General features: G+C 63.4%; 14 protein-coding genes. 12 read left to right on the forward strand and 2 right to left on the reverse strand.

The annotated features are described in order from the left end of the window. Positions 1-41: 41 nt before the first annotated feature. From VJZ71_09580 to VJZ71_09605, 6 genes are all read left to right on the forward strand, one after another. The gene (locus tag VJZ71_09580) at positions 42-1,064 is read left to right on the forward strand and encodes a hypothetical protein (GenBank protein HKQ48305.1); all 1,023 of its coding nucleotides are present in this window, start codon (positions 42-44) and stop codon (positions 1,062-1,064) included. Beyond that, entirely contained in the window at positions 1,061-2,149 is a 1,089-nt protein-coding gene (locus VJZ71_09585; protein HKQ48306.1) for a VWA domain-containing protein, read from the forward strand. Before VJZ71_09580 ends, VJZ71_09585 begins: the two co-directional genes overlap by 4 nt. After that, positions 2,146-4,209, forward strand: a complete 2,064-nt coding sequence (locus VJZ71_09590) for a VWA domain-containing protein (GenBank protein HKQ48307.1) — start codon at positions 2,146-2,148, stop codon at positions 4,207-4,209. Before VJZ71_09585 ends, VJZ71_09590 begins: the two co-directional genes overlap by 4 nt. 2 nt (positions 4,210-4,211) lie before the next feature. After that, positions 4,212-6,089: a BatD family protein gene (locus VJZ71_09595; GenBank protein HKQ48308.1), complete on the forward strand. Its 1,878-nt coding sequence runs from the start codon at positions 4,212-4,214 to the stop codon at positions 6,087-6,089. Further along, on the forward strand, positions 6,086-6,937 hold the full coding sequence (locus VJZ71_09600; protein ID HKQ48309.1) for a tetratricopeptide repeat protein: 852 nt from the start codon (positions 6,086-6,088) through the stop codon (positions 6,935-6,937). The genes VJZ71_09595 and VJZ71_09600 overlap by 4 nt, the downstream gene beginning before the upstream one ends. Before the next feature lie 265 nt (positions 6,938-7,202). Continuing rightward, positions 7,203-7,655 (forward strand): hypothetical protein, encoded by a 453-nt coding sequence (locus VJZ71_09605; GenBank protein HKQ48310.1) that lies wholly within the window; start codon positions 7,203-7,205, stop codon positions 7,653-7,655. A gap of 117 nt (positions 7,656-7,772) precedes the next feature. On the opposite strand, the gene VJZ71_09610 is transcribed toward VJZ71_09605, so the two are convergent. After that, the gene (locus tag VJZ71_09610) at positions 7,773-11,663 is read right to left on the reverse strand and encodes a DEAD/DEAH box helicase (protein HKQ48311.1); all 3,891 of its coding nucleotides are present in this window, start codon (positions 11,661-11,663) and stop codon (positions 7,773-7,775) included. A 139-nt stretch (positions 11,664-11,802) separates the two neighbouring features. Here VJZ71_09610 and VJZ71_09615 point away from each other — a divergent pair, with 139 nt between their 5' ends. The 6 genes from VJZ71_09615 to VJZ71_09640 all read left to right on the forward strand — a co-directional run bounded on the left by VJZ71_09615 (position 11,803) and on the right by VJZ71_09640 (position 19,469). Further along, the gene (locus VJZ71_09615) at positions 11,803-12,663 is read left to right on the forward strand and encodes a DUF4142 domain-containing protein (protein ID HKQ48312.1); all 861 of its coding nucleotides are present in this window, start codon (positions 11,803-11,805) and stop codon (positions 12,661-12,663) included. Between the two features lie 217 nt (positions 12,664-12,880). Then, a complete protein-coding gene (locus VJZ71_09620) occupies positions 12,881-13,723 on the forward strand; it encodes a YihY/virulence factor BrkB family protein (GenBank protein ID HKQ48313.1) in 843 nt (280 codons plus the stop codon). Positions 13,724-13,848: 125 nt separating this feature from the next. Beyond that, positions 13,849-16,638 (forward strand): serine/threonine-protein kinase, encoded by a 2,790-nt coding sequence (locus VJZ71_09625; GenBank protein HKQ48314.1) that lies wholly within the window; start codon positions 13,849-13,851, stop codon positions 16,636-16,638. A gap of 251 nt (positions 16,639-16,889) precedes the next feature. After that, entirely contained in the window at positions 16,890-18,098 is a 1,209-nt protein-coding gene (locus VJZ71_09630) for a GntR family transcriptional regulator (protein ID HKQ48315.1), read from the forward strand. A 192-nt stretch (positions 18,099-18,290) separates the two neighbouring features. After that, entirely contained in the window at positions 18,291-19,034 is a 744-nt protein-coding gene (locus VJZ71_09635) for a C4-type zinc ribbon domain-containing protein (GenBank protein HKQ48316.1), read from the forward strand. A 9-nt stretch (positions 19,035-19,043) separates the two neighbouring features. After that, on the forward strand, positions 19,044-19,469 hold the full coding sequence (locus VJZ71_09640; protein HKQ48317.1) for a ribonuclease HI family protein: 426 nt from the start codon (positions 19,044-19,046) through the stop codon (positions 19,467-19,469). Between the two features lie 99 nt (positions 19,470-19,568). Here the strand turns inward: VJZ71_09640 and VJZ71_09645 are convergent, their stop codons facing one another. Continuing rightward, positions 19,569-20,741: a hypothetical protein gene (locus VJZ71_09645; GenBank protein ID HKQ48318.1), complete on the reverse strand. Its 1,173-nt coding sequence runs from the start codon at positions 20,739-20,741 to the stop codon at positions 19,569-19,571. Between the last annotated feature and the right edge of the window lie 199 nt (positions 20,742-20,940).

The raw sequence follows: 20,940 nt of genomic DNA on the forward strand, positions 1-20,940 counted from the left end.
TCGTCCTCTGTGGTCTCTGTGCCTCTGTGGTTAATCTTCTTTTGATCGGACCGTCGCTCGCCCAAACGCAGGACGCCCCGGCGACGCAACCCGCCATCACCCGCGTCATCGGCGGCAGCCCCGTCCGCGTCACGATCCAACTCGACCGCGACACTGTCACCGTCCCCGAGCCGCTTAGCCTCAAGCTCATCATCGAATCCGAGCGCGGCGTGGACGTCGAAATGCCTCAAGTCGAAGAAACGCTTGGCGAATTTGCCGTCAAAGAGCAGTCCCGCCCCCCGTCCACCAGCGACGACTTTCTGGTGAAACAGGAATGGACGCTCATCCTCGAGCCCGTCCTCCCCGGCGAGCGCGAGATTCCCTCGTTTTCCTTCCCCTTTCACGACACCCGCGAACGCGCCGACGGCTCCAGGGGAGACGTTCACGAAACGGTCGTCACCCCGCCGTTGCCGGTCAAAATCCAGCAAGTCCTCGCCGACGTGAAAGGCCCCGCCTCCCTTTGGGCCCCCTCGAACTTGCGCATCCTTGTATACATCCTGATCGCCGCCGCGGCCGTTGTGCTGATCGGACTCGTCGCCCGATGGCTGCGCCGCCGCGCCGCCGCACCGGTCACGGCCCGCAAGGCCCCGCCGGTCCCGCCGCACGTCTGGGCCCTCGCCGAGTTGGACATCCTTCTTTCCGAGGGTCTCCTCGAACGCGGCCGCGTGCAGGAGTTCTATTACCGCATCAACGCCATCGTTCGCCGTTACATCGAGATGCGTTTCAATTTGATGGCCGGCGAACAGACCAGCGAGGAATTCATCCGCGACCTGGCTCGTTCCCCTCGACTCGTCGAGGGCCACAAGGACGTCCTCCGCCAGTTCGTCTCCGCCTGCGACCCCGTCAAGTACGCCCGTCACCAACCCGACAAATCCGAAATTAACTGGGTCCAGACGACGGCCCGCGAGTTCGTTATCCAGACCGCCCACGACGAACCTGCGGTCCATGTCGGCCCACCGGGCGACGGTAACGGCCGGGCGTTCGTCGACATGGGCGCCCTTTCGCAAAAGGAGCGGTTGTCATGATCCTCCTGCGCCATCCCTGGCTGCTTGCGCTGTTGGCGTTGATCCCCCTGATCTGGTGGGCCTATTTCAACCCCCAGCGCCGCGCCGCCATTCGCTTCGCCGGCGTGTCGCGCCTCAAGGCGCAAACTTCCGGCTGGGGGCAACATCTTCGCCTCGCCCTGCCGATCCTCCGCAGCCTCGCCGTCGCCCTGATCATCCTCTCCATCGCCCGCCCGCAAAAGGCCGACGAGCAAACCCGCGTCCAGACCGAGGGCGTCGCCCTGCAACTGGTTGTCGACCGCTCCGGCAGCATGGGCCAGCAGGACTTTATCGACGCGCATGGCCGCCGCCAGACCCGTCTGGACGCCGTCAAGCAAGTCGTCCGCGGCTTCGTCGAAGGCGACGGCGAGCGCCTCAAGGGCCGCCCCGACGACCTCATCGGTCTCATTGCCTTCGCGCACTACGCCGACACCGAATCGCCGCTCACGCACGATCATCAGCATCTCATCCGCGCGCTCGAAAACGTTGAACTGCCGACGACGCGGGATGAGGATGGAACCGCCATCGGCGACGCCCTGCTCCTCGCCGTGGAGCGCATCCGCAACATCTCCCGCCGCTTCCAGGGCAACGACGCGTTTCAGATCAAGAGCCGCGCGATCATCCTCCTCACGGATGGCGAGCAGAACCGCGGAAAGTATCAGCCGCTCCAGGCCGCCGAGGCCGCCGCCGCACTCGGCATCAAGGTCTACACCATCGGCGCCGCCCCCGAATACCAGGAACAACAGACCGGCGGCCTTTTCCTCCAGCCGCAAACCATCCGCGTGCCCGTCGAGATTAACGAGGAGCTTCTCGAAAAAGTCGCGAAGGCGACTGGCGGCGCGTATTTCCGCGCCCGCGACCTCAACTCGCTCACCGAGATCTACGCCGAGATCGACCGACTGGAACGCTCGGCCGTCGACGAGGAGCGATACTATCTTTACGAAGAGCTGGCCTACAAGTGGTCCGACCTCGCCGGTCTGCGTCTGCCGCCGCCGCTCCTGGTCGCCCTTTTTCTCCTGGCCGTCGAAGTCGTCCTGGCCAACACCCGCCTGCGGAGGATTCCATGACCGACGACTTCGGCATCGACGACGTCAACCAGCTCAAGTGGCTGCTGATCGTTCTCCTCTGCGCGGTCGCGGCTATCTATGGTTTCGCGATGAAGGACCGCGCCCTCCGCGCCTTCGCCTCGATGAAACTTCTGAAAATCCTCGCTCCCGACATCAGCCGCCGGCGGCAATACGTGAAGGCCGCGCTCATCCTCGCCGCCATGTGTGCCCTTGTTCTCGCCCTCATCGGACCGCGCTATGGCAAATACTGGGAGGACGTCCAGCAGCGACAACTCGACCTCGTCGTCTGCCTCGACGTCTCCAAGAGCATGCTCGCCGAGGATGCCGGCATGTCCCGCCTCGATCGCGCCAAGGACGACATTAAGCGCCTTCTCGAACGACTCGGCGGCGGACTCATCGGTGTCATCTGCTTCGCCGGTCGCGCCGAGTTGGTCTGCCCGCTTACCGACGACTACGAATTCGTCCGCCTCGCTATCGACGACATCGGCATCCACAGTGCGCCCCTCGGCGGCACGAACATCGGCGAGGCCCTCGTCGCCGCCCAGAAAGCCCTCGGCGATCGCAAGGCGCACCACCGCGCGGTTCTGCTCATGAGCGACGGAGAGGACCACGGCAAGACGGCCCTCGCACAGGCGGCCAAGGCCAAAGAACAGGGCATCCAGGTCTTTACCATCGGCATCGGCGACGAAGACCGCGGCGGACTGATACCGACGGAACAGGGCGGTCGGCGCACCTTCATGGAGTACGACGGCCAGCAGCTCTGGTCGAAGATGGACCCGGCGACACTCAAACAGATTGCTCAGGCCGGCGGCGGCGAATACCAACCCAGCCGCCAGGTGAACTCCCGCCAGCGCACGCTCGAATGGATCTACAGCGAGCGCCTCGTCCCCAAGGAAGAGCGAACAACTCTGGCCAAGCGCCGTGAAGTCAAGCACGCCCGCTTCGCCTGGCCCGCCGCCCTTGCCCTGCTCCTCTTAATGATCGAATCGTTGATGAGCGAACGCCGTAGGGCGGGTTCCACCCGCCGCGACAGACCAGCCGATGATCGGCGTCTCGATCAAAGCCGCGAACGTAGGGGAGCACTGATTAACGCCTCAACAGCGACTGCACGCCTGATATTTATTACGACGCTCACGACAGCGATATGCACCAACTCCGGCCTCGCGCAACCCAATCCCCCCGCCCCCGACGACCTCCGCGCCGCCGCCAAGGCCGTCAAGGAAGGCAACCAGCTCCTGACCGACGGAAACTACACCGAAGCCCTCGCCAAATACGACGAAGCCAAGGAGAGGGCCCCCGATGCCCCCGAAGTCGCCTACGATCGCGGTCTCGCCCATTACCGACTCAACCAATTCGACAAGGCCGCCGCCGCCTTTCAGGACGCCATCAAGCCCGGTCATCCCGAACTCGAAGCGAAGGCCAAGTACAACCTCGGCCGCTGCGCGCATGCCGAGGCCATGACGCGTGGCGAAGATCTGGCTGCGTCGGTAAACGATCTGAGCAAGGCGATCGCTTTTTACAACGACGCCTTGCAGCTCGCCCCGCAGGACATCGATGCGCAAACCAACAAGGCGGCTGCGGAGCGGCTCCTGGCGTTCCTCCAAAAGAGAATGGAGCAGCAGAAGAAGGAGGAAAAATCGCCCAGCTCCCAGCCCACCTCGCAACCGAACGAGCCGACCTCCCCGCCGCAGGACCAGCAGCCCACGTCGCAACCAACCTCCCAGCCCACTTCTCAACCGCAGGAGGGCGACCAAAAAGAGGGTGAGCAGAAGGACCAGCAAGAGGGCGAGGACCAGCAGCAGGAACCCAAGCCCGGCGAAAAGCAAAATGACCAGAAGCAGAACGGCAAGGCGAACGAAGAACCCCGCGAGGGCGGCGAGGAGCAGCCCTCCGGCGAGGACCAACAATCCGCCGGCGACGAAAAGGAACGAAAACTCTCCCCCGAAGAAGCCGAGCCCATGCTCCAGGAAGCCCGCGACGCCGAACGCCAGCGCCGCGAGGCCAAGCGTATGCGCATGATGCGCATCCGCGGCCGCGTCCCGGTCGATAAGGATTGGTAATCGTGCAGCGCCAAATGTCAAATTACGAATTACAAATTACAAATTACAGAGGGACGCCGTACCGCGCTTTCGTAATTCGTAATTCGTCATTTGTAATTCGCAACTGCGCGAGCATCGTTCTCGTCGCGAGCCTCTGCGCCTCTCCCGTTCTCGCCCAATCCCTCACCGCCGAAATCTCCAGCGACGACGCCTTCGTCGGCGAAGCTCTGACGGTCAACGTCACCGTCTCGAACCCCTCGCAGGCCACCGCCCCGACGCCGCCCGTGACCGAGGACTTCGAAATCAACCTCGCCAGCGTCGAACCTGTCGGCCGGAGTATCAACACGGTGATCGGCAGCGACGGCCGACTGACGCAACAGACGAGCTACACCTATAAGTACATTGTCAAACCCCTTCGACCCGGCAGGCTCACCCTTGGCCGCTTCACACTCCGCGAAAAGGGACGCTCCTATTTCACGCACCCGATCCCGGTTTCCGTTTCCAACGAGAAAACTACCCGTGATCTCTTCTGCGAGGTGAAGACCAAGCGCGACGTCGCCTACATCGGCCAACCTGTTGAACTGACCTACGAAATCTGGATCCGTCGCTTCCACCAGCCGGGCGTCGGCATGCTCGACGTCTCTCCGACCTGGAATCTGAAGGACATCCAGTCCAGCACGTGGGGAGTCTTCTCCCAGAATGACATCGCGCGACCCAAATACGCCGCGCAGCAGCGCGAAGCGGAATCGGGTCGCCCCGAAGACTTCTACGTTTTCTACCTGGAAGCGACCATCTACCCCACCAAGGCCGGCCCCTTTGACTTCGGCGACATCCAGTTCGTTTATAACTACCCCATCCGCATCGGTCGCAATGTCTTCAACCTCACCCTGGAACGCTCACGAAAAATCTCCGCCCGCCCCACGCTCCCCAAGCTGCTCATCAAGCCGATCCCCACGGTCGGCCGACCACCCGACTACAACGGCGCCATCGGCGTTTATTCCCTCTCGGCCATCGCCAAGCCGCTGCAAGTTCCCGTCGGCGATCCGATCACCCTCACCCTGTCCATTCGCGGCGCCGGTCCTCTCGAACGCCTCACCCCCCCGCGTCTCGACCAGGTCGCGGCGCTGACCCGCAATTTTGAAGTCTCGACCGACGTCCCCGCGGGTGTCCTTGAAAACGATCGCAAACGATTCACGCTGACCATCCGCGCCCTGCGCGAGGACGTCAAGGAAATCCCCCCCGTTCCGCTCAGCTTCTTCAATCCCGACACCGGCAAATTTGAGACCGCCTACTCGCGGGCCATCCCGCTCAAGGTGACGCCCGCGCAACGCATCGCCCTCTCCAATCTACCGCCCAGCGAGGGCGGAGGTGCTGACTTTCTGACGCCCCTCGTGGAGACGACCGAGGGGCTCTTTCCCAATGAAACCAACTCCGCCTCACTCCTCGCCGATCAGTCCGCCGATCTCGGCCCATTCGCCTGGTCCCTGATCGCCCTCTTGCCGCTGGCTTATGGCGCAACCTCCGTCTGGTGCGCCCGCTCCGATCGCTTCCGTCGCGATCAGGCCTATCGCCGCCGCGCGCACGCCTTATCCAACGCGAAAAAGTCTCTCGCTGTCCCTCAAGCCTCAAGCCTCAAGCCTCAGGCCTTTTCCGTCCGCGCCGCCCTCGTGGGCTACATTGCCGACTGTTGCAACGTTCCCGCGGGCGGGCTCACCCGCGCCGACGCCGTTAAGTTGCTCGCCGATCGCCGCGTCTCAGCGGAAACCGTCAACGCCGCCGATGCGCTTCTCGAGAAGCTCGAACTCGCCGAATACGCCGGCGCGGCGCAAATAACTGAGACCGACGGAGCCTCTACCGCCATGGAACTCATCCAGCGTCTCGAACGGGAGCGACTGCGATGACCACCATCGTTCCGCTGATCCTCTGGCTTCTCACATTCGCCCAGGGCCAGTCCCTCAATCCCTCAATCCCTCAATCCCTTAATCCCTTGTCGCCCGGGCAGCGAAGCGACGTCCTGCAAAAAGCCAACGCCGCCTTCGAGGCCGCCGTCGCCATGAAAAACTCCGGCGCGATCGACGCCCGCCGCCTCTTTCGCGAGGCCCTCGACGGCTTTCAGTCGCTCGTTCGCGATGGCGTTCAGAATGGCCGGCTTCACTACAACATCGCCAACACGTACCTTCGCCTCGGCGACATCGGCCGTGCCATCGCCAACTATCGGCGCGCCCAGCGCCTCCTCCCCGGCGACGAGGAGAACCGCAAGAATCTCGAATTCGCCCGCAGCCGAGTCGAGCTGAAATTCGCCAAGCCCGCCGCCGGCGCCATGATCGAGACCCTCTTCTTTTGGCACTACAACACCTCCCTCGCCGCCCGCACTCGCGCCGCCCTTTTTTCCTACGCCCTCTTCTGGGCACTTGCACTGTCGCTCCGACTCCTCCCGCGCCGCCCTCCCGGTCTGGGCTGGGCGCTGCTCACCGTTGGCCTCTTTACCGCCGCCGTCGGCGCCAGCGCCGCGTGGCAACGCGCGACCGCCGACCGGCACATCGAAGGCGTCCTCATCGCCGATCACGTCGTCCTGCGCAAGGGAAACGGCGAATATTACGACCCGCAATTCGACCGCCCCCTGCCCCAGGGCGTCGAGTTCCGCCTCCGCGCCTCGCGGCCCGATGTCGATGGCGCCACCTGGTATCACATCGAGCTTCCCGACGGAAAAGATGGCTGGCTCCGCGCCGAACAGGCCGAGATCATCTAGCCCGTAGTGTCCCCTCTCGGCAGGGGACGAAGAACCCACCCACCGGCCACAGATTTGTATCGGCCGGCGCCCCTGCCGGCCGTGGAATCAACGAGGGTGTACTGGCAATGGACTTTCCCTCCCGCCCCTCGTTACAATCGCCATCGGCGAGCGCCTCCATTACCCGATGACGAACGAGAACAAAAACGTGGACCCCGCCGCACCCGACCAACATCACCCGCTGACGGATCCTCCCCCGCGCGACCCTTTTGTTGGAGCAACCGCGATGACCACCGACGCTGCCGTTCGCACACGCCCCGCCGGTCCCCTCAGCGGACCGCTGGGCATCCTGGTCTTCGTCCTGCTCTTCACCGCCGCCGGCTATCTCGCCTATCACACGCTGACGACCGCCCCCATCCCCGAGGCCGAACCGCTCCCCACCGAATTCCTCTGCCTCGAAACCAAAAAGCCCTTTGAGTACGCCATGAAGATCGGCGAAAAGTGGCCCGTCGTTTCCCCCTACACGGGAAAGAACACCGGCTACCCCGTCGAGAAGTGCTACTGGACCAAGGACGGCAAGCGCAAGCTTGAACCGACTTACGTCGTTCTCAACCAGTATCTGGGCAAGAAAGGCGACACCATCTGCCCCGACTGCGGCCGCCTCGTCGTCGGTCACAACCCCGTCCCACCCGAGAGCGTTCCCCTCGCCGACGTGCCGACGACGAAACCGGCCCCCTGAAATCGACTCACCCGGTTCGCCTGCAAAGTCTTCCACTGCACGTTGAGATATGGGGGCGGATCGGCGCCGCCCGGCCTGCGCAGTGCGAGGCGACGAGCTTTTCGCGTTCTGGATCAGTTAACCCACCGCGGAAAACGACAGCGGTATTGCCGGACTTAGGACGCCCTGCAGATTCAACGGGTCGGAGGCGTGCAGATCAGGTTGGTCGCGCACGCCCTCCCGCCGAACCCGGCGCAGCAGCTCCACGGCCTCCGCCAGCGCGTATTGCTCCCCTGAAAAACCGGCCACAAATCGCCCGCCGCGGATCTTGCCCTGCAGCTCCATCCTTCGATAGACGCGGCACAGCTTTGTCCAACTGACCGGCAGCTTTTCGCGCGCAAGCGTTTTGCGAAACACGACTCCGGTACGTCGAAGCAACTGCTGCGCCGCCATCTCGTCCGCCGGCGCGGGACATTCCGCCGCCCGGAAGCGGCTCCACCGGCCCACCGCCCTCACCGGTCGCCGCCGCCGCGAAGGCGGAGTAAGCATTTGCCGCACGGCCGCGAACGAATCGCAGGTCGCCATTCCCTGCGCCACCAGTTCCGCCAAGCCCCGCTCGACATACGCGGGCGTCAAACCCGCCGCCTTCTGCAGTTCCTGGGGGAACATGGCTCCGCGGAGGGTGAGCACTTCCAGGATGTCTTTTGCCGCACCGCTGGATTCGACGTTCAGGGCCGGTTTCGTCCATCCCAGCCACGCGTCCAATTCCTCACGCGGAATGAAGGAGAGCGGTGTCACTCGGATAGCGCTCGCCCCGTCGCCCCACAAACGTCCCCACGCGAATTCGCCCGTGAGCGTCAGTTCATCCAGCCACTCGCGGCGATAGTCGCGCACGCGCAGCGGCAGGATGCTCGACTCCCACGCTGCAGCCGGCGCTTCATATCCTGCCAACTGTCGCAAGACTTCGCCGACTCCCCGTGGACCCTCCAGGCGATGCTCGTCATCGACGTGCTGCCAGCAGGCCAGGAAATGCAGGAATTCAGTCGTGCTGACAGGCTCGATCTGGCGGCGCAGTGTTTCCAGTGTATACCGATGTATCCGCGCCAGAAGCCGTCGCTCGCACCATGCCGTGCGCCCATCCAGCCGCGTCCGCAGAATAGCTCCTTCGCGCTCGAGTTCCAGCAGCGTGGGGCCGGTCACACCGCCCAATGACACTCGGGGGTCATCTTCAAACACGGGGCCCAGCGCTTCCAGGCGTCCCAAAAGGATCGCCTTGGGCGCTTGCGGACCGTCCACGGCAACCCAGCGCGCATCCTGATGATGTACACGGTTCGTCGCGGCGAGCTGTTCTAACCATTCGGTCCATGAAACCGCCTCTACATCCGTCACGAACCCCATCCAAAGGAGCGCCTCGTGCACTTCCTCCATTGATTGTGGAGTCGGCCAGGCCTCCTCTCGTACTCTCGCCACCGCCGCCGGGTCCAGCGCGCCGATGCCATCAAGGGAACGCTCATCTAATGCTCGACGTGCGAACACGGCCTGGGTGCGCCGCTCCTCCAACGGGGCATCGTCAAGGAAGGTGTACGCTTGCGACGAGATGATTCCTCGTGCAAAGGCCGAGGGTTCCGGCGTGTCGATCGCGACCTTCTCGATCCGCCCATCTTGGAGCGCCGTGAGCACGTCGATGAGACCGGCGGCGTCCGTCGCCTCCGTCAGGCAATCGTCAATCGTCTGGCGCACCAACGGGTGGTCCATCGGGATCGGGAGGTCCCCCGCGGGCAAGTTTTCCGGGCAGGCCACCGCGGAGGGAAATGTGGAGGCCAGCAAATCCGCCGCCCGCATTCGCAGGATCGGCGCGGGAACCTTTTTTCCGCTCTGGAAGCGATCCAATACCAGGGCCCGCGTGGCATTCCACCGCCAGCGCGATTCGAACATCGGCTGGTCGAGCACCGCCTGCGTCAGGACTTTCCGCACGCTGTTCGGGTAAAGGTAATTGAACACGCTTTCCAGGGGAAAGCTGTGCTGCAACCCCAGCGAAATGACAATGGCCTCCTCATTCGCCGCCGCCTGCAGCTCAAATCCAAATCCCCGGCAGAATTTCTTGCGCAGGGCCAATCCCCAGGCCCGATTGATCCGCCCGCCAAACGGCGCGTGCAGCACCATCTGCATCCCGCCGCTCTCGTCGAAGAAGCGCTCCAGCACAACCCGCCGTTGCGTGGGCACCGTCCCCAGGACGCGGCGCCCGTCCGCGATGTAGTCCGCAATCTGTTGGGCCGCCTCGGCCGACAACCCAATTTCCTTGTGAAGTACGGCGGGGTCGGCGCATTCCTCGCGAACCCGCCCGATTTCCCGGGACAACTCCTGCGTCCGCGAAGGTCCCTCGCCAAGCCAAAAGGGAATCGTCGGAGGCTGCCCGCGCGCATCCGCTACCCGTACGACGCCGCGCTCAACTTTCAGTATGCGCCACGACGTATTGCCCAGTTGAAAGATGTCGCCGACATTGGCTTCGACCGCGAAGTCCTCATTGATCGTCCCCACGACGGTGCCGTCCGGGGCCTGCACGACCTGATAGTCCGCCACATCGGGGATCGCCCCGCCGCCGGTTATCGCCGCGATCCGCGCCCGCTTGCGGGCCATGATCCGTCGTCCGACGCCGTCGCGATGCAGCAGACCGCGCCGTCCTTCCGCATGCATCTGGATCACCGCGTCAAAATCCTGCCGCGCGATCGCTCGGTACGGCCAGCCTCGGCACATCGCCGCGAACAATTCCTCCTCCGCGATTCCGTCCGGTCCGGCTGCCACGCAGGCGGCAATGACTTGTTGCGACAGGATATCCAGAGGCGCGGCCGGCTGTGGCGTGCGGTCCAGTTCCCCCCGCGCGGCCGCGCGTAGCAGCGCCGCCGCCTCGACCAATTCGTCGATCGTGAGCGGAAACAATCGTCCCTTGGGGGTGCGGCGCACCGCGTGGCCGGACCGCCCGACGCGTTGCAAGAACGTGGCGATCGAGCGCGTCGCCCCGATCTGAACCACGAGATCGATCTCACCGATATCGATTCCCAGCTCCAGCGACGCCGTTGCGACCAACGCCCGCAGGGAGCCCGCCTTCAAGCGCTGCTCGGCGTTCAGCCGGCGCTCGCGCGACATGCTGCTATGGTGACACGTGACCTGCTCCTCCCCCATCATCTCCGTCAGCCGGGCGGATACTCGTTCGGCGAGCTTTCGCGTGTTAACGAAGATCAACGTCGTGCGATGCTGGTGGATCAGCTCCGCCACGCGATGATAGATCTCCGCCCACTGCTCATGCGAGCAGACGGTCTCCAGGGGCGACGGTGGGACCTCGATCGCGACATCCATCTTTCGTCGGTGGCCGGTATCGACCAGTTGACACTCGCGGCCCGCACCCACGAGAAATCGGGCGACCTCCTCCAACGGCTTCTGCGTCGCGGACAGACCGATCCGCTGAAACGGCCCCGCCAGGCGCTCCAGCCTCTCCAAAGAAAGCGCCAAATGCGACCCGCGTTTATCGCGAGCCAGCGCATGGATCTCATCGACAATCACCGTCTTGACCGACCGCAACATCGCCTGTCCGCTGCCGCTTGTGAGCAGGATGTAAAAAGACTCCGGCGTCGTCACGAGAATATGCGGCGGCCTCCTGGCCATGGCCGCACGATCGCGCGGCGGAGTGTCACCCGTCCGCACCATGACGCGCAGATGGGGAAAGAAGACGTCCCGCTCCGTCAGTTCCCGAAGCGGTCCCTGCAAGTTCTTCTCGACATCATTGCTCAGGGCCCGAAGCGGCGAAATGTAGAGTACGCCCGTCTCGTCCGGCAAATTCGGACCTCGTTGGGCCAGTGCGTCAATCGCCGACAGAAATCCCGCCAGCGTCTTGCCCATGCCCGTCGGCGCCGCGATCAACGTATGAAGCCCACGTCGAATCGGCGGCCATCCCTCGCGCTGGGGTTCCGTCGGCTCGCCGAGCCGGTTGAAAAACCACTTCTGGATCGTCGGATGAAATCTCGAGAGCGGCATAAAGGAGAGTATATCCGTAAGAGAGTAGGTACGAGGGAGCGCGCGGCGGGCACGCGTTATTCCCTTTTCAGAACGGTTTTATCCGGCCGGGTTTATAAGTAATTGAAAGGAACGGTCCATTTCAAGAAAGGGTAAAACCATGACAATTCGAATTCTCGCATTGGCCTCGATCGTGTTTTTCGCCGGCTGCGCCCATCGCTGCGGAGAGAGCTGCATGCAGCACGCCAACCCGGGCTCGCCTGAAATTCGCACGACAAGCTACGTTGAAGAAGTGCCTGTGTACACCGCCCGCACGGACGACTGCGGCGATATCTCCACCGTCGCCATGCGCACGGGCGACTGCGGTGCCCATGTCTCGACCGTCGCCTATACCGAAACCCTGGAAACCGCCGAACCCATTGAGACGTATTCGAACCCCGACCGCCGCATTGAGGTGACGGAGGTGAGCGAGCGGCCCGCCGACGTGTCACTTTCCTCCAGCTCCGACCGCGATCGTGAGTTGGCGCGCGATCGTGATTTCGCCCGCGAGAGTGATAGCCGCGACCGAGATTTCGAACACGATCGTGACTTCGTAAAGGAAGCGGCGCTGGCCAACTTGACCGAGATTGAACTCGGACGCGAGGCCCTCAAGAACGCCGCGAACGAGGACGTGCGGCGTTTCGGCCAGCGCATGATCGACGACCACTCCAAGGCGCAATCCGACCTGAAGGCCGCGGCCGGGAGCTCCTTCGACGTACCGAACGAGTTGGACGCCGAGCATCGGAGCATGGTCGAAAAACATGCACGATTAAGCGGTCAGGAGTTCGACCGCGCGTATTTGGAGATGATGGTCGACGATCATTCCAGGGTCATCCGCGAATTCGAGCGCGCCAGCGAATCGGCGAAGGACCGCGACATTCGCGATTTTGCCAGCCGGACCCTCCCCGTCCTGCGCGAGCATGTGTCGATGGCCCGGGACACGCAGACTCGGATGGCAACCGACAAATCGCCGAAGGACTAGTTCGTGACGTCACCGCGCTGGCGCATGGTTTTGGCTGTGGGACGATGGTCCGGGCTCGTTCGTCAACCTCCTCAACGGGGGTGGTACGCGCGCACGCGAAAGGGCGCGGACAATGAGAGCCCGGCACGCGGATCCAAGACTGCTTAATCACACTTCGCGGGCGAGGCCGCGCCGCCATTCCCATGGGGCATCGAAGCGCCGCTCGTCGTTTCTGATCGTGACCTACGCGGTCAAGGACGCGGTCACCGACCTGTTGGACGACCAGGGTTTTCGCCTGGCGGCGGCGCTCTCCTATTACGCGGTGTTGTCGCTCGCGCCTTTTCTATTAGTGATGCTGGAACTGGTCGGGTGGATCATCGGGCGCGAGGCCGTCAGCACGGAACTCGTCAATCAAATGCGGAACCTGGTGGGAGAGGCCGGGGCAGACATTACCCTGGCGATCATCCAACACGCCGGCGAAACCGAGCAGCGGGGTATCGCGTCGATCGTGGGCACGGCGGTCCTGCTGATCGGCGCCAGCGGCATCCTCGTGCAGCTTCGCGATGCCATGAACACGATCTGGGAAGTGAAGGCGCGGTCCCGTGCCGGATTCTGGGGCCTCCTCCGGGCGAGACTGGTTTCATTTGGAATGGTGTTGGTCGTCGGCTTCCTCATGCTGGTCTCGCTGGCCCTCAGCGCCTTCCTGGCGGCAGCGCGTAACTATTCGGCGGGCAGGTTTCCGGGCACAGAGCTTTTGTTGGGCAGCCTTCACTGGGCGGCGACGCTGGCCCTGTTCACCACGCTCTTCGCCGCCCTGTTCCGGTATCTGCCGGATGTTGCTATTTCCTGGCGTGATGTGTGGATCGGCGCCCTGACGACAGCGGCGCTGTTCTCCGTGGGAAAGTTCGTCATCGGCCTTTACCTCGGCCACAGCTCGATCGGCACGGCCTATGGCGCGTCGGGATCGATCGTGGTCCTGCTCGTCTGGGTCTATTACTCTTCCGTGATCCTGCTGTTCGGCGCTGAACTTGCGCAAGTCATTGCGCGCCACTCCGGCTCGGGAATTCGAACCTCAAAATAGGAATAGCACGCCCCCCCACTCTGTAGCGGCCGATCGTTATTCCTCCGGCGTTCAAGTCTCGTATAATGCCCGCCGGCATCCGGTGGTCGTTCAATCCAGTGCGGTGACGAGGACCTACAACGGCAATGGACGATGCGGCAAATACCAGCACGCGCATCAGCTCGTCAGGCGCCCCGACCGTCGTGGGTCCACCGTCCGGCGAACGCGCCGCCGAGCCGATTCCCCAGCGAATCGGCAACTACCGCGTCATCCGCAAAATCGGCGAAGGCGGCATGGGCAGCGTCTACGAGGCCGAGCAGGACAAGCCCAGTCGCCGCGTCGCCTTGAAAGTCATTCGGCCGGGCTACGCCACCGCGCAGGCCCTTCGGCGTTTCGAACTCGAGGCCCAGGTGCTGGGCCGGCTCCAGCATCCCGGCATCGCCCAGGTCTATGAAGCGGGCACCGCCGATACCGGTCTGGGCCCCCAGCCCTACTTTGCCATGGAGTTCATCGACGGCGCCGCGCTTCTGGACTTTGCGGCACAGCGCGAACTGGGGACGCGCCAGCGCCTCGAACTCATGGCCCGAATCTGCGATGCGGTGCATCACGCCCACCAAAAAGGAGTTATCCATCGCGATCTCAAGCCCGGCAATATCCTCGTGGTCGACGAAGGCACGACGTTTCAGTCGACCGCCTGCCGAATCGCCGAATCGCGGAGCACGAGTTCCTTGATCCCTACATCGATGGGCGCTCAGCCGAAAGTTCTCGACTTCGGAATCGCCCGCGCGACCGATTCGGACATCCAGGCCACGACCATGCACACCGACGTGGGGCAGATCATTGGAACGATCCCCTACATGTCGCCGGAGCAGGTCGCCGCGGACCCCCAGGCGCTGGACACGCGGAGCGATGTGTATGCCCTGGGCGTCATCGCTTACGAACTCCTGGCCGGTCGTCTTCCCTATGACATTCGTTACAAGTTGATTCATGAGGCGGTGCGGGTGATCCGCGAGGACGAGCCGACGCCCCTGAGCACGATCAATCGTGTCTTTCGGGGAGATGTTGAGACGATCGTCGGCAAGGCCCTGGAAAAGGAAAGGCTCCGGCGGTATCAATCGGCCGCCGAATTGGCCGAGGACATCCGCCGGTTCCTGCGCGACGAGCCGATTGTCGCCCGGCCGGCGAGTACGCTCTATCAACTACGGAAGTTCGCGCAGCGCAACCGGGCCCTCGTCGGCGGCGTCGCCGCCGTCTTCATTGTCCTCGTCGCCGGCACCGTCATCAGTACCGGACAATACCTGAAAGCCGCCGCGGCGCGCGACGAAGCCCGCCGCGAACGCGATCGCGCCGTCCTCGCGGAACAACGGGCGCAGGAGAACTTCCGCATGGCCGGCGAGGCGGTCAACCAATACCTGACCCGCGTCGGCGACAGCCCGGACCTCAAGGCCCGCGGTCTCGAAACCCTGCGGCGCGAACTGCTGGAGACGGCGCGGGGGTTCTACGATCGTTTCTTACAGCAGAAGAGCGACGATCCCGCGCTTCAGGCCGATCTGGGCGACGCGCATATCAATTTGGGAAACATCGACCGCATCATCGCGCGAATCGACCACGCCGAGGCGTCGTATACGCGGGCCCGCGACGTGTTCGAGTCACTGGTGCGAGCCGCACCGACCGAGCCGCTCTTCCGACGGAAACTTGCCACTGCCTGGGCGAATCTGGGCCTCCTGTACGCCGACTCCAACCGACGCAAGGAATCCGAGGCGTGCTATCGGCGGGCCTTCGAGGTCGAAGACGAATTGGCGAAGCTCACCGGGCGCACGTCCGACGACGATTCCCGTTGGGCGAATACCTGCGACAACTTCGGCATTCTTCTGGGCAGCGCCGGGCGCGGCGCCGAGGCGGAAGCCTCCTACCAACAGGGCATGGCGATTCGCGAGAAACTGGTCAACGAGAGTCCCGACGAGCCGGCCTATCGCAATGAACTGGCCCGCAGTTATAACAACCTCGCGCAGTTTTGCGCCATGAACGGCCGCGCGGCGGAGGCCGAGACCCATCTCCTGAAGGCCATTCCCATCGCCCAACGGCTCGTTCACGAGAAGCCGGAGTCGCCGGATTATCAAACGACGTTGGCGGCGACGTACGGCAACCTCGCCGGCGTCTATATCCTGACCGGACGGTCCTCCGAGGCCGGCGAGACGTATCGAAAATCACTTCCCGCCCGGGAGAAACTGGCCAACGAACATCCGCTGGTGCTCGAATACGCGCTATTTCACGGAAGCGTTTACTGCAACCTCGGCGAACTCGACACGCGCGCGTATCAGCCGGAGGCGTCCCTGCCGTCCTTTGCCGAGGCGATCCGTATCATGCGCGGCGTCCTCGAACGGGAAGCGCGCCATGCAACCGCTCGCTTTTACCTGAGCTACACGCTCTCGTGGCGCGCCCGAGCCTTCGGTGACATGGGGCGCTGGGCCGACGCCTTAGCCGACTGGAACGACGCGATCGGCCTCGACGACCGGAATAATGCGTCGCTCCGCGCGGGACGGGCGCTGGCGGCGGCGCATCTCGGCAAGTGCGCGGAGTCCCTCGACGAGGCGAAAAAGATCGCGCCGGCGTCGTCCCTGGAGCCGGAGACGCTCTACGACCTGGCGGCCGTCGTGGCGTTGTGTTCCGAGAAGCCGCCGGCCGTTGGAACGGATGCGCCGACATCGCAACCGCAGACCTCGAGCGACGATCCCGCAGCACAAGCGCTCGCACTTCTATCCCGGGCGGACGCCGCCGGTCTTTTTCAGAATGCGGCCCAACTTAAGCGGGTGATGCAGGACTCGTCTTTCGACAGGCTTCGTTCCTTAACGGCCTTCCAGGAATGGCTGGCCGCGAAGACCAAAAAATCCGAAAGCCCGGCGCCCGCCGGTGCCGGGGCGGCCGCTGGTAGGTAGCTCCTGAATCGCAATCCCGGAATCTCACTGATCCTTACCAATGGCCATGAAAGGTCTTAGGAGAATCTCCGGCCGGCCCAAACCGGCTCCCCCTTGACCGACACCAAGTGTAGGAAAGAATTGGTAGATGCCGGGAGGCGCGGCCTTGGACCGCGCGCCCGGTCGAATAACCCGCCGGAGGGGGTCGCCACCGCGCACGAATCATCCCGCCGACCCCCGCAGGAACTTCCTCGCCACAGGAGTTCGAATCCATGGTGACTCGTCCGTCGCATTGCGCCGGTACGACGCCCTCCTCGCCGCGTCTCAGTTACAAATTTCAGCGGCTTCGCGAGCAGATCCGCGCGGCCATCGCCGGCGGCGAGTTCGCCGGCCAGTTGCCGGGCGAGCGGGAACTCGGCCGCCGCTTCGCCGCTAACGCCAAGACGATCAACAAAGCCCTGTGCGACCTGTCCAGCGAGGGTCTCCTGATCCGACGGATCGGTCGCGGCACCTTCGTGGCCACGCGTAACGGACAGGCGGCCGAGTCAGCCAGGGCGCGCTCCTGCATCCTCTTGATGCCAACGGAGCCCGAACCTCGGTCCGGTCGCCACGCCCTGCTCGCCGAACTTCAGCGAATCCTGGAGGACAAAGGGGCTTCACTCGACCCCGTGCCGTTGGACCGCCTGGTGGACGGCCAGATTCCGCTTGCCGGCTGGCCGTCCGATCGTCGACGCCGCACGGCGGCGCTCGCGTGTTTTCCGATCGATCCCTTGTCCGGGGGTCGCGGTCACCTGTCCGACGATTGCATCCTGGAGAGCTATCGCCGCCATGTTCCCGCGGTGGTCATCGGCGCCCTCTCGCGCAGCGCGCGGCTTAGCGCGGTCGCCCCGGATTACTGCGACGCGGGCCTGCGGCTGGCCGAGCATCTTTTCCGGTCGGGGTGCGGAGGCGTCGTCGTGGTGACCAGCGGAGAGGGACGCGAAGCGGAGATGGTCGCTGCCGGTGCCCGGGCGGCGGGAATCCAACAGGGTCGATGCGTCACGCCGGTCGTGCTCAACGACGGAGCCGTGCTGGACCCGTCGGCCATCCTGCCATTGTGCAAATCGCATGACCAGGCCAATGCGCCCGCCGGAGTGCTCTGCGTCGGAACCACCGCCCTCGAAACGCTGGCCGCCGACGAGATCCTGCGACAGCGCGTCGCGGACGGTTTCGTACTGCTCGCCGGCGTAACCGAGCCGGGCGATGGCGCGGCCGATCGGCTCAGCGTGACCTCCTACGAGGTCCGTCCTCAACGCATCGCCGAGTGGGCGGCGCGGCTGCTCGTCGAATCACGCCAGGGTGAGCGACCGCTGGAAATCTTGATCGTCGGCGACGTCAAAATTCGCGAATCCCATCGTTCCCCAGTTGGGCCGGTGGCCGCACGACCCCGTCGGCCGGGCGGCCGCCACCGTAGGCCGCGCTGTGGGACCGGCGTCCTTTGATTCCAGAAAATCCGACGGCCCACGAATCCCATCAGGCGGGGCGTGGAAAAACGCACATCGTCGTCGAATGGCCATGATTACAGGCATTGCGGCGGCATTGATCCGCTGAGGCCGCGGCCGCATAATGGGCGGTTCGGATGCCCGCGCCGCCCTGGCGGCGGTCATCGAGTTAATCAACAGGACCAACCGCGTATGGGAGCCACGCTCGACGCCCTCCACCGTCTACAAGAAGTGGAGCTGCAGATCGCCGAGATCCAGCGCGGGATCGACCGCAAGCACCGCGCCGTCCACAAGCACGAGGAACGAATCGCGCAGATCGATGCCCAGCTTCGCGCCGAGAAATCGTCGCTGCAGACCGACCAGATGGAGGCCGACCGGCTCGATCTGGATCTCAAGAGCCGCGATGCGGAGATCGCCAAGTACCGGCTGGCGCTTCAAGTCGCCAAGACCAACAAGGAATACTCGGCGATCCTCACCCAGCTCAACACCCACAAGGCCGACAACAGCAAGCTGGAAGAAAAAGTTCTCGCTCTCATGGGTCAGGTGGATGCCCGGCGAAAAACCATCGCCGGGATCAACGAGCAGCGCGTGGCGGAAGTGACCCGCGTGGAGGAATTGCAGGCACTCGCGCGGGCGGAGGAGGACCGCTATCGCGACCGGCTCAGCGCGCTGAGGGCCGAGCGGGATCAGGCGGCGTCGGCCGTGCCGCCCAAGGCGCTGGACTTCTTCAATCGCGTCGCCGGGAAGAACGAAGGCGTGGCCATGGCCAAGGTCATCCGCACGCACCCCAAACGGGCTGAATACGCCTGCGACGGCTGCAACATGGCCATCAACATCGAACAGGTGAACGCGATCCTCTCCCGCGACGAGGCCATCACCTGCAACATCTGCGGCAAGATACTCTACGTCGACGCCCCCGCGGCGAAGGCGGTCTGATCCACGTACATGAAAGTGACCATCCACATCGACGGGGGGGCCCGGGGCAATCCCGGTAACGCCGGCGCGGGCGTGGTCCTGCGCGGGGCGGACGGTGGAACCCTTCTTGAGGCGGGGTATTACCTCGGTCATCAAACCAACAACGTCGCGGAGTACACGGCCCTGCTCAAGGGGCTGGAGGCGGCGAAGCGGGCCGGGGCGACGGAGCTGTCCGTCTTTTCAGACAGCGAACTCTTGGTCAAACAAATCAACGGCGAATACCGCGTCCGCAACGCGGCCCTGAAAGACCTCTTCGACGACGCCTTCGCCCGCCTGCGGTCATTTGACAAGTGGGAAGTCCGCCACGTCCGCCGCGAACAGAACGCGCGGGCGGACGAGCTGGCCAACCTGGCAATGGACGCCTGCGCGGACGTGGTAGAGGTGGATGACGTGTAAGGGCCGAGACTCGAAACGGACATCAGGCCGGCGTTTTTCAGTAATGGGAGCGGGTTGGATTGTTTGATTTTGGGAGTGGAGTGGTAGGCATCGCGCCAATTAGTTGTTGGCTTGCGACGTCGCCGCGTGTGGTTGCGGCGTCCATGAATAGATGAGGATTTCTCGGTTACGTATAGCATACCTAACCTGTGGATCGACTAATGCTGCGAATGTTGCTGAGTTGGGCGCAACCTGTAGTTGAGAAACACTGTTGGGCCCAGTTGACGTAAATTCCCGAATCGTTCTGAAGCTCCTGACGTCAACGGCTAGGAATATGGTGGGAGGAAACACTGGTTCGCTTTGCGACGTAGATTCAAATCTGTAAAGACGAGCGTCGATCGCAGGTACCACCGTCCACTCCCCGTTGTTCACAATCTTGGCCATCGGCGACGAAACGATCAAATAGCCTGGTTTTTGGAATCGACGCTTCCTTTTTCCATTGGATAAGCGAAACGAACGCAACGCGTACGTGTCGTCGTCGCACCGAAACACCGCCACTGATCCATTCTCTATGAACGAAGGCTCTTCTTCTTCTTCTAACTCGATGTCCAAAGAAAACCGCTTCTCAAAGTCGGTCGCTGGCTCGATCAACGATAAGTTTGGAGAACCGATCGCTCGAAAGGCCCAGTTCGGGAACACCAAAAATTGCGGGGGCTGCGAATGCGGAACAAGGCAGTAACGGTCAGGCGAGAAGAGAGAATGCCCCACCATCGCCCTGCTGGCATTATTGAGTATGACGGGTTTTCGTTTTTCAAGCGTTTTCGATAATCCAGCTTCGTAGTTCCAGGCCAACAACCTCCACTCATTCACGAATTCATCGGCAATGACCACGTACATGTTGCCGTCGTCAAGACCGGCGATGTGACGCCAGCGAGTTCCACTTTTGGGGTCGCGAACATCTGAGCCCAACATATGTGCAACGCAGCCGGTGTCGACTTCGACGAGAACTAACTGATCCCACTTCTGCAAGACCAAGCTGACGTAGCGACCATCGGGCGTTGTTCGTATCGGAAGGTGCCCGAAGGCGCGGGGGCGTGTGATCAGCGTGCCCCGAGTTTGCCCCGTCGACACGTCGATCGCGACGATGCGGTCGACCGGTTGTATTCGGTTGTTCAGCCAGGTCTTGCCTTGCAACGCAGCCCAATCATAAAAGGCGTCCGACCACCAATTGAAATAGTTGCTCAGGATGCCAACGCGAGGCACAGATGTTGCCCACAAATAACCGTAGCTCATCAGGATTGATCCGATGCTGAGAATCGGCGGAAGCAACCGACGCCGTAGCGATCGCCCAATGATCGATCGTTGAACGCCACTCCCGCATTCGGGACATCGATCAGATTGACAATCCTTCAAGCAATAATCACACTTCCGACAGTACGGCAAGCCGACGATTAGCGGCCGACGAGCGATCCGAACCATCCAAACGATGGTG

The organism is Phycisphaerae bacterium, from assembly GCA_035275405.1.
Taxonomy (GTDB): Bacteria; Planctomycetota; Phycisphaerae; order UBA1845; family UTPLA1; genus DATEMU01.

Coding starts and splice junctions, on each gene's coding strand:
- VJZ71_09585 (HKQ48306.1), top strand. CDS start 1,061: ATGATCCTCCTGCGCCATCCCTGGCTGCTTGCGCTGTTGGCGTTGATC.
- VJZ71_09590 (HKQ48307.1), top strand. CDS start 2,146: ATGACCGACGACTTCGGCATCGACGACGTCAACCAGCTCAAGTGGCTG.
- VJZ71_09600 (HKQ48309.1), top strand. CDS start 6,086: ATGACCACCATCGTTCCGCTGATCCTCTGGCTTCTCACATTCGCCCAG.
- VJZ71_09605 (HKQ48310.1), top strand. CDS start 7,203: ATGACCACCGACGCTGCCGTTCGCACACGCCCCGCCGGTCCCCTCAGC.
- VJZ71_09610 (HKQ48311.1), bottom strand. CDS start 11,663: ATGCCGCTCTCGAGATTTCATCCGACGATCCAGAAGTGGTTTTTCAAC.
- VJZ71_09615 (HKQ48312.1), top strand. CDS start 11,803: ATGACAATTCGAATTCTCGCATTGGCCTCGATCGTGTTTTTCGCCGGC.
- VJZ71_09625 (HKQ48314.1), top strand. CDS start 13,849: ATGGACGATGCGGCAAATACCAGCACGCGCATCAGCTCGTCAGGCGCC.
- VJZ71_09630 (HKQ48315.1), top strand. CDS start 16,890: ATGGTGACTCGTCCGTCGCATTGCGCCGGTACGACGCCCTCCTCGCCG.
- VJZ71_09635 (HKQ48316.1), top strand. CDS start 18,291: ATGGGAGCCACGCTCGACGCCCTCCACCGTCTACAAGAAGTGGAGCTG.
- VJZ71_09640 (HKQ48317.1), top strand. CDS start 19,044: ATGAAAGTGACCATCCACATCGACGGGGGGGCCCGGGGCAATCCCGGT.
- VJZ71_09645 (HKQ48318.1), bottom strand. CDS start 20,741: ATGAGCTACGGTTATTTGTGGGCAACATCTGTGCCTCGCGTTGGCATC.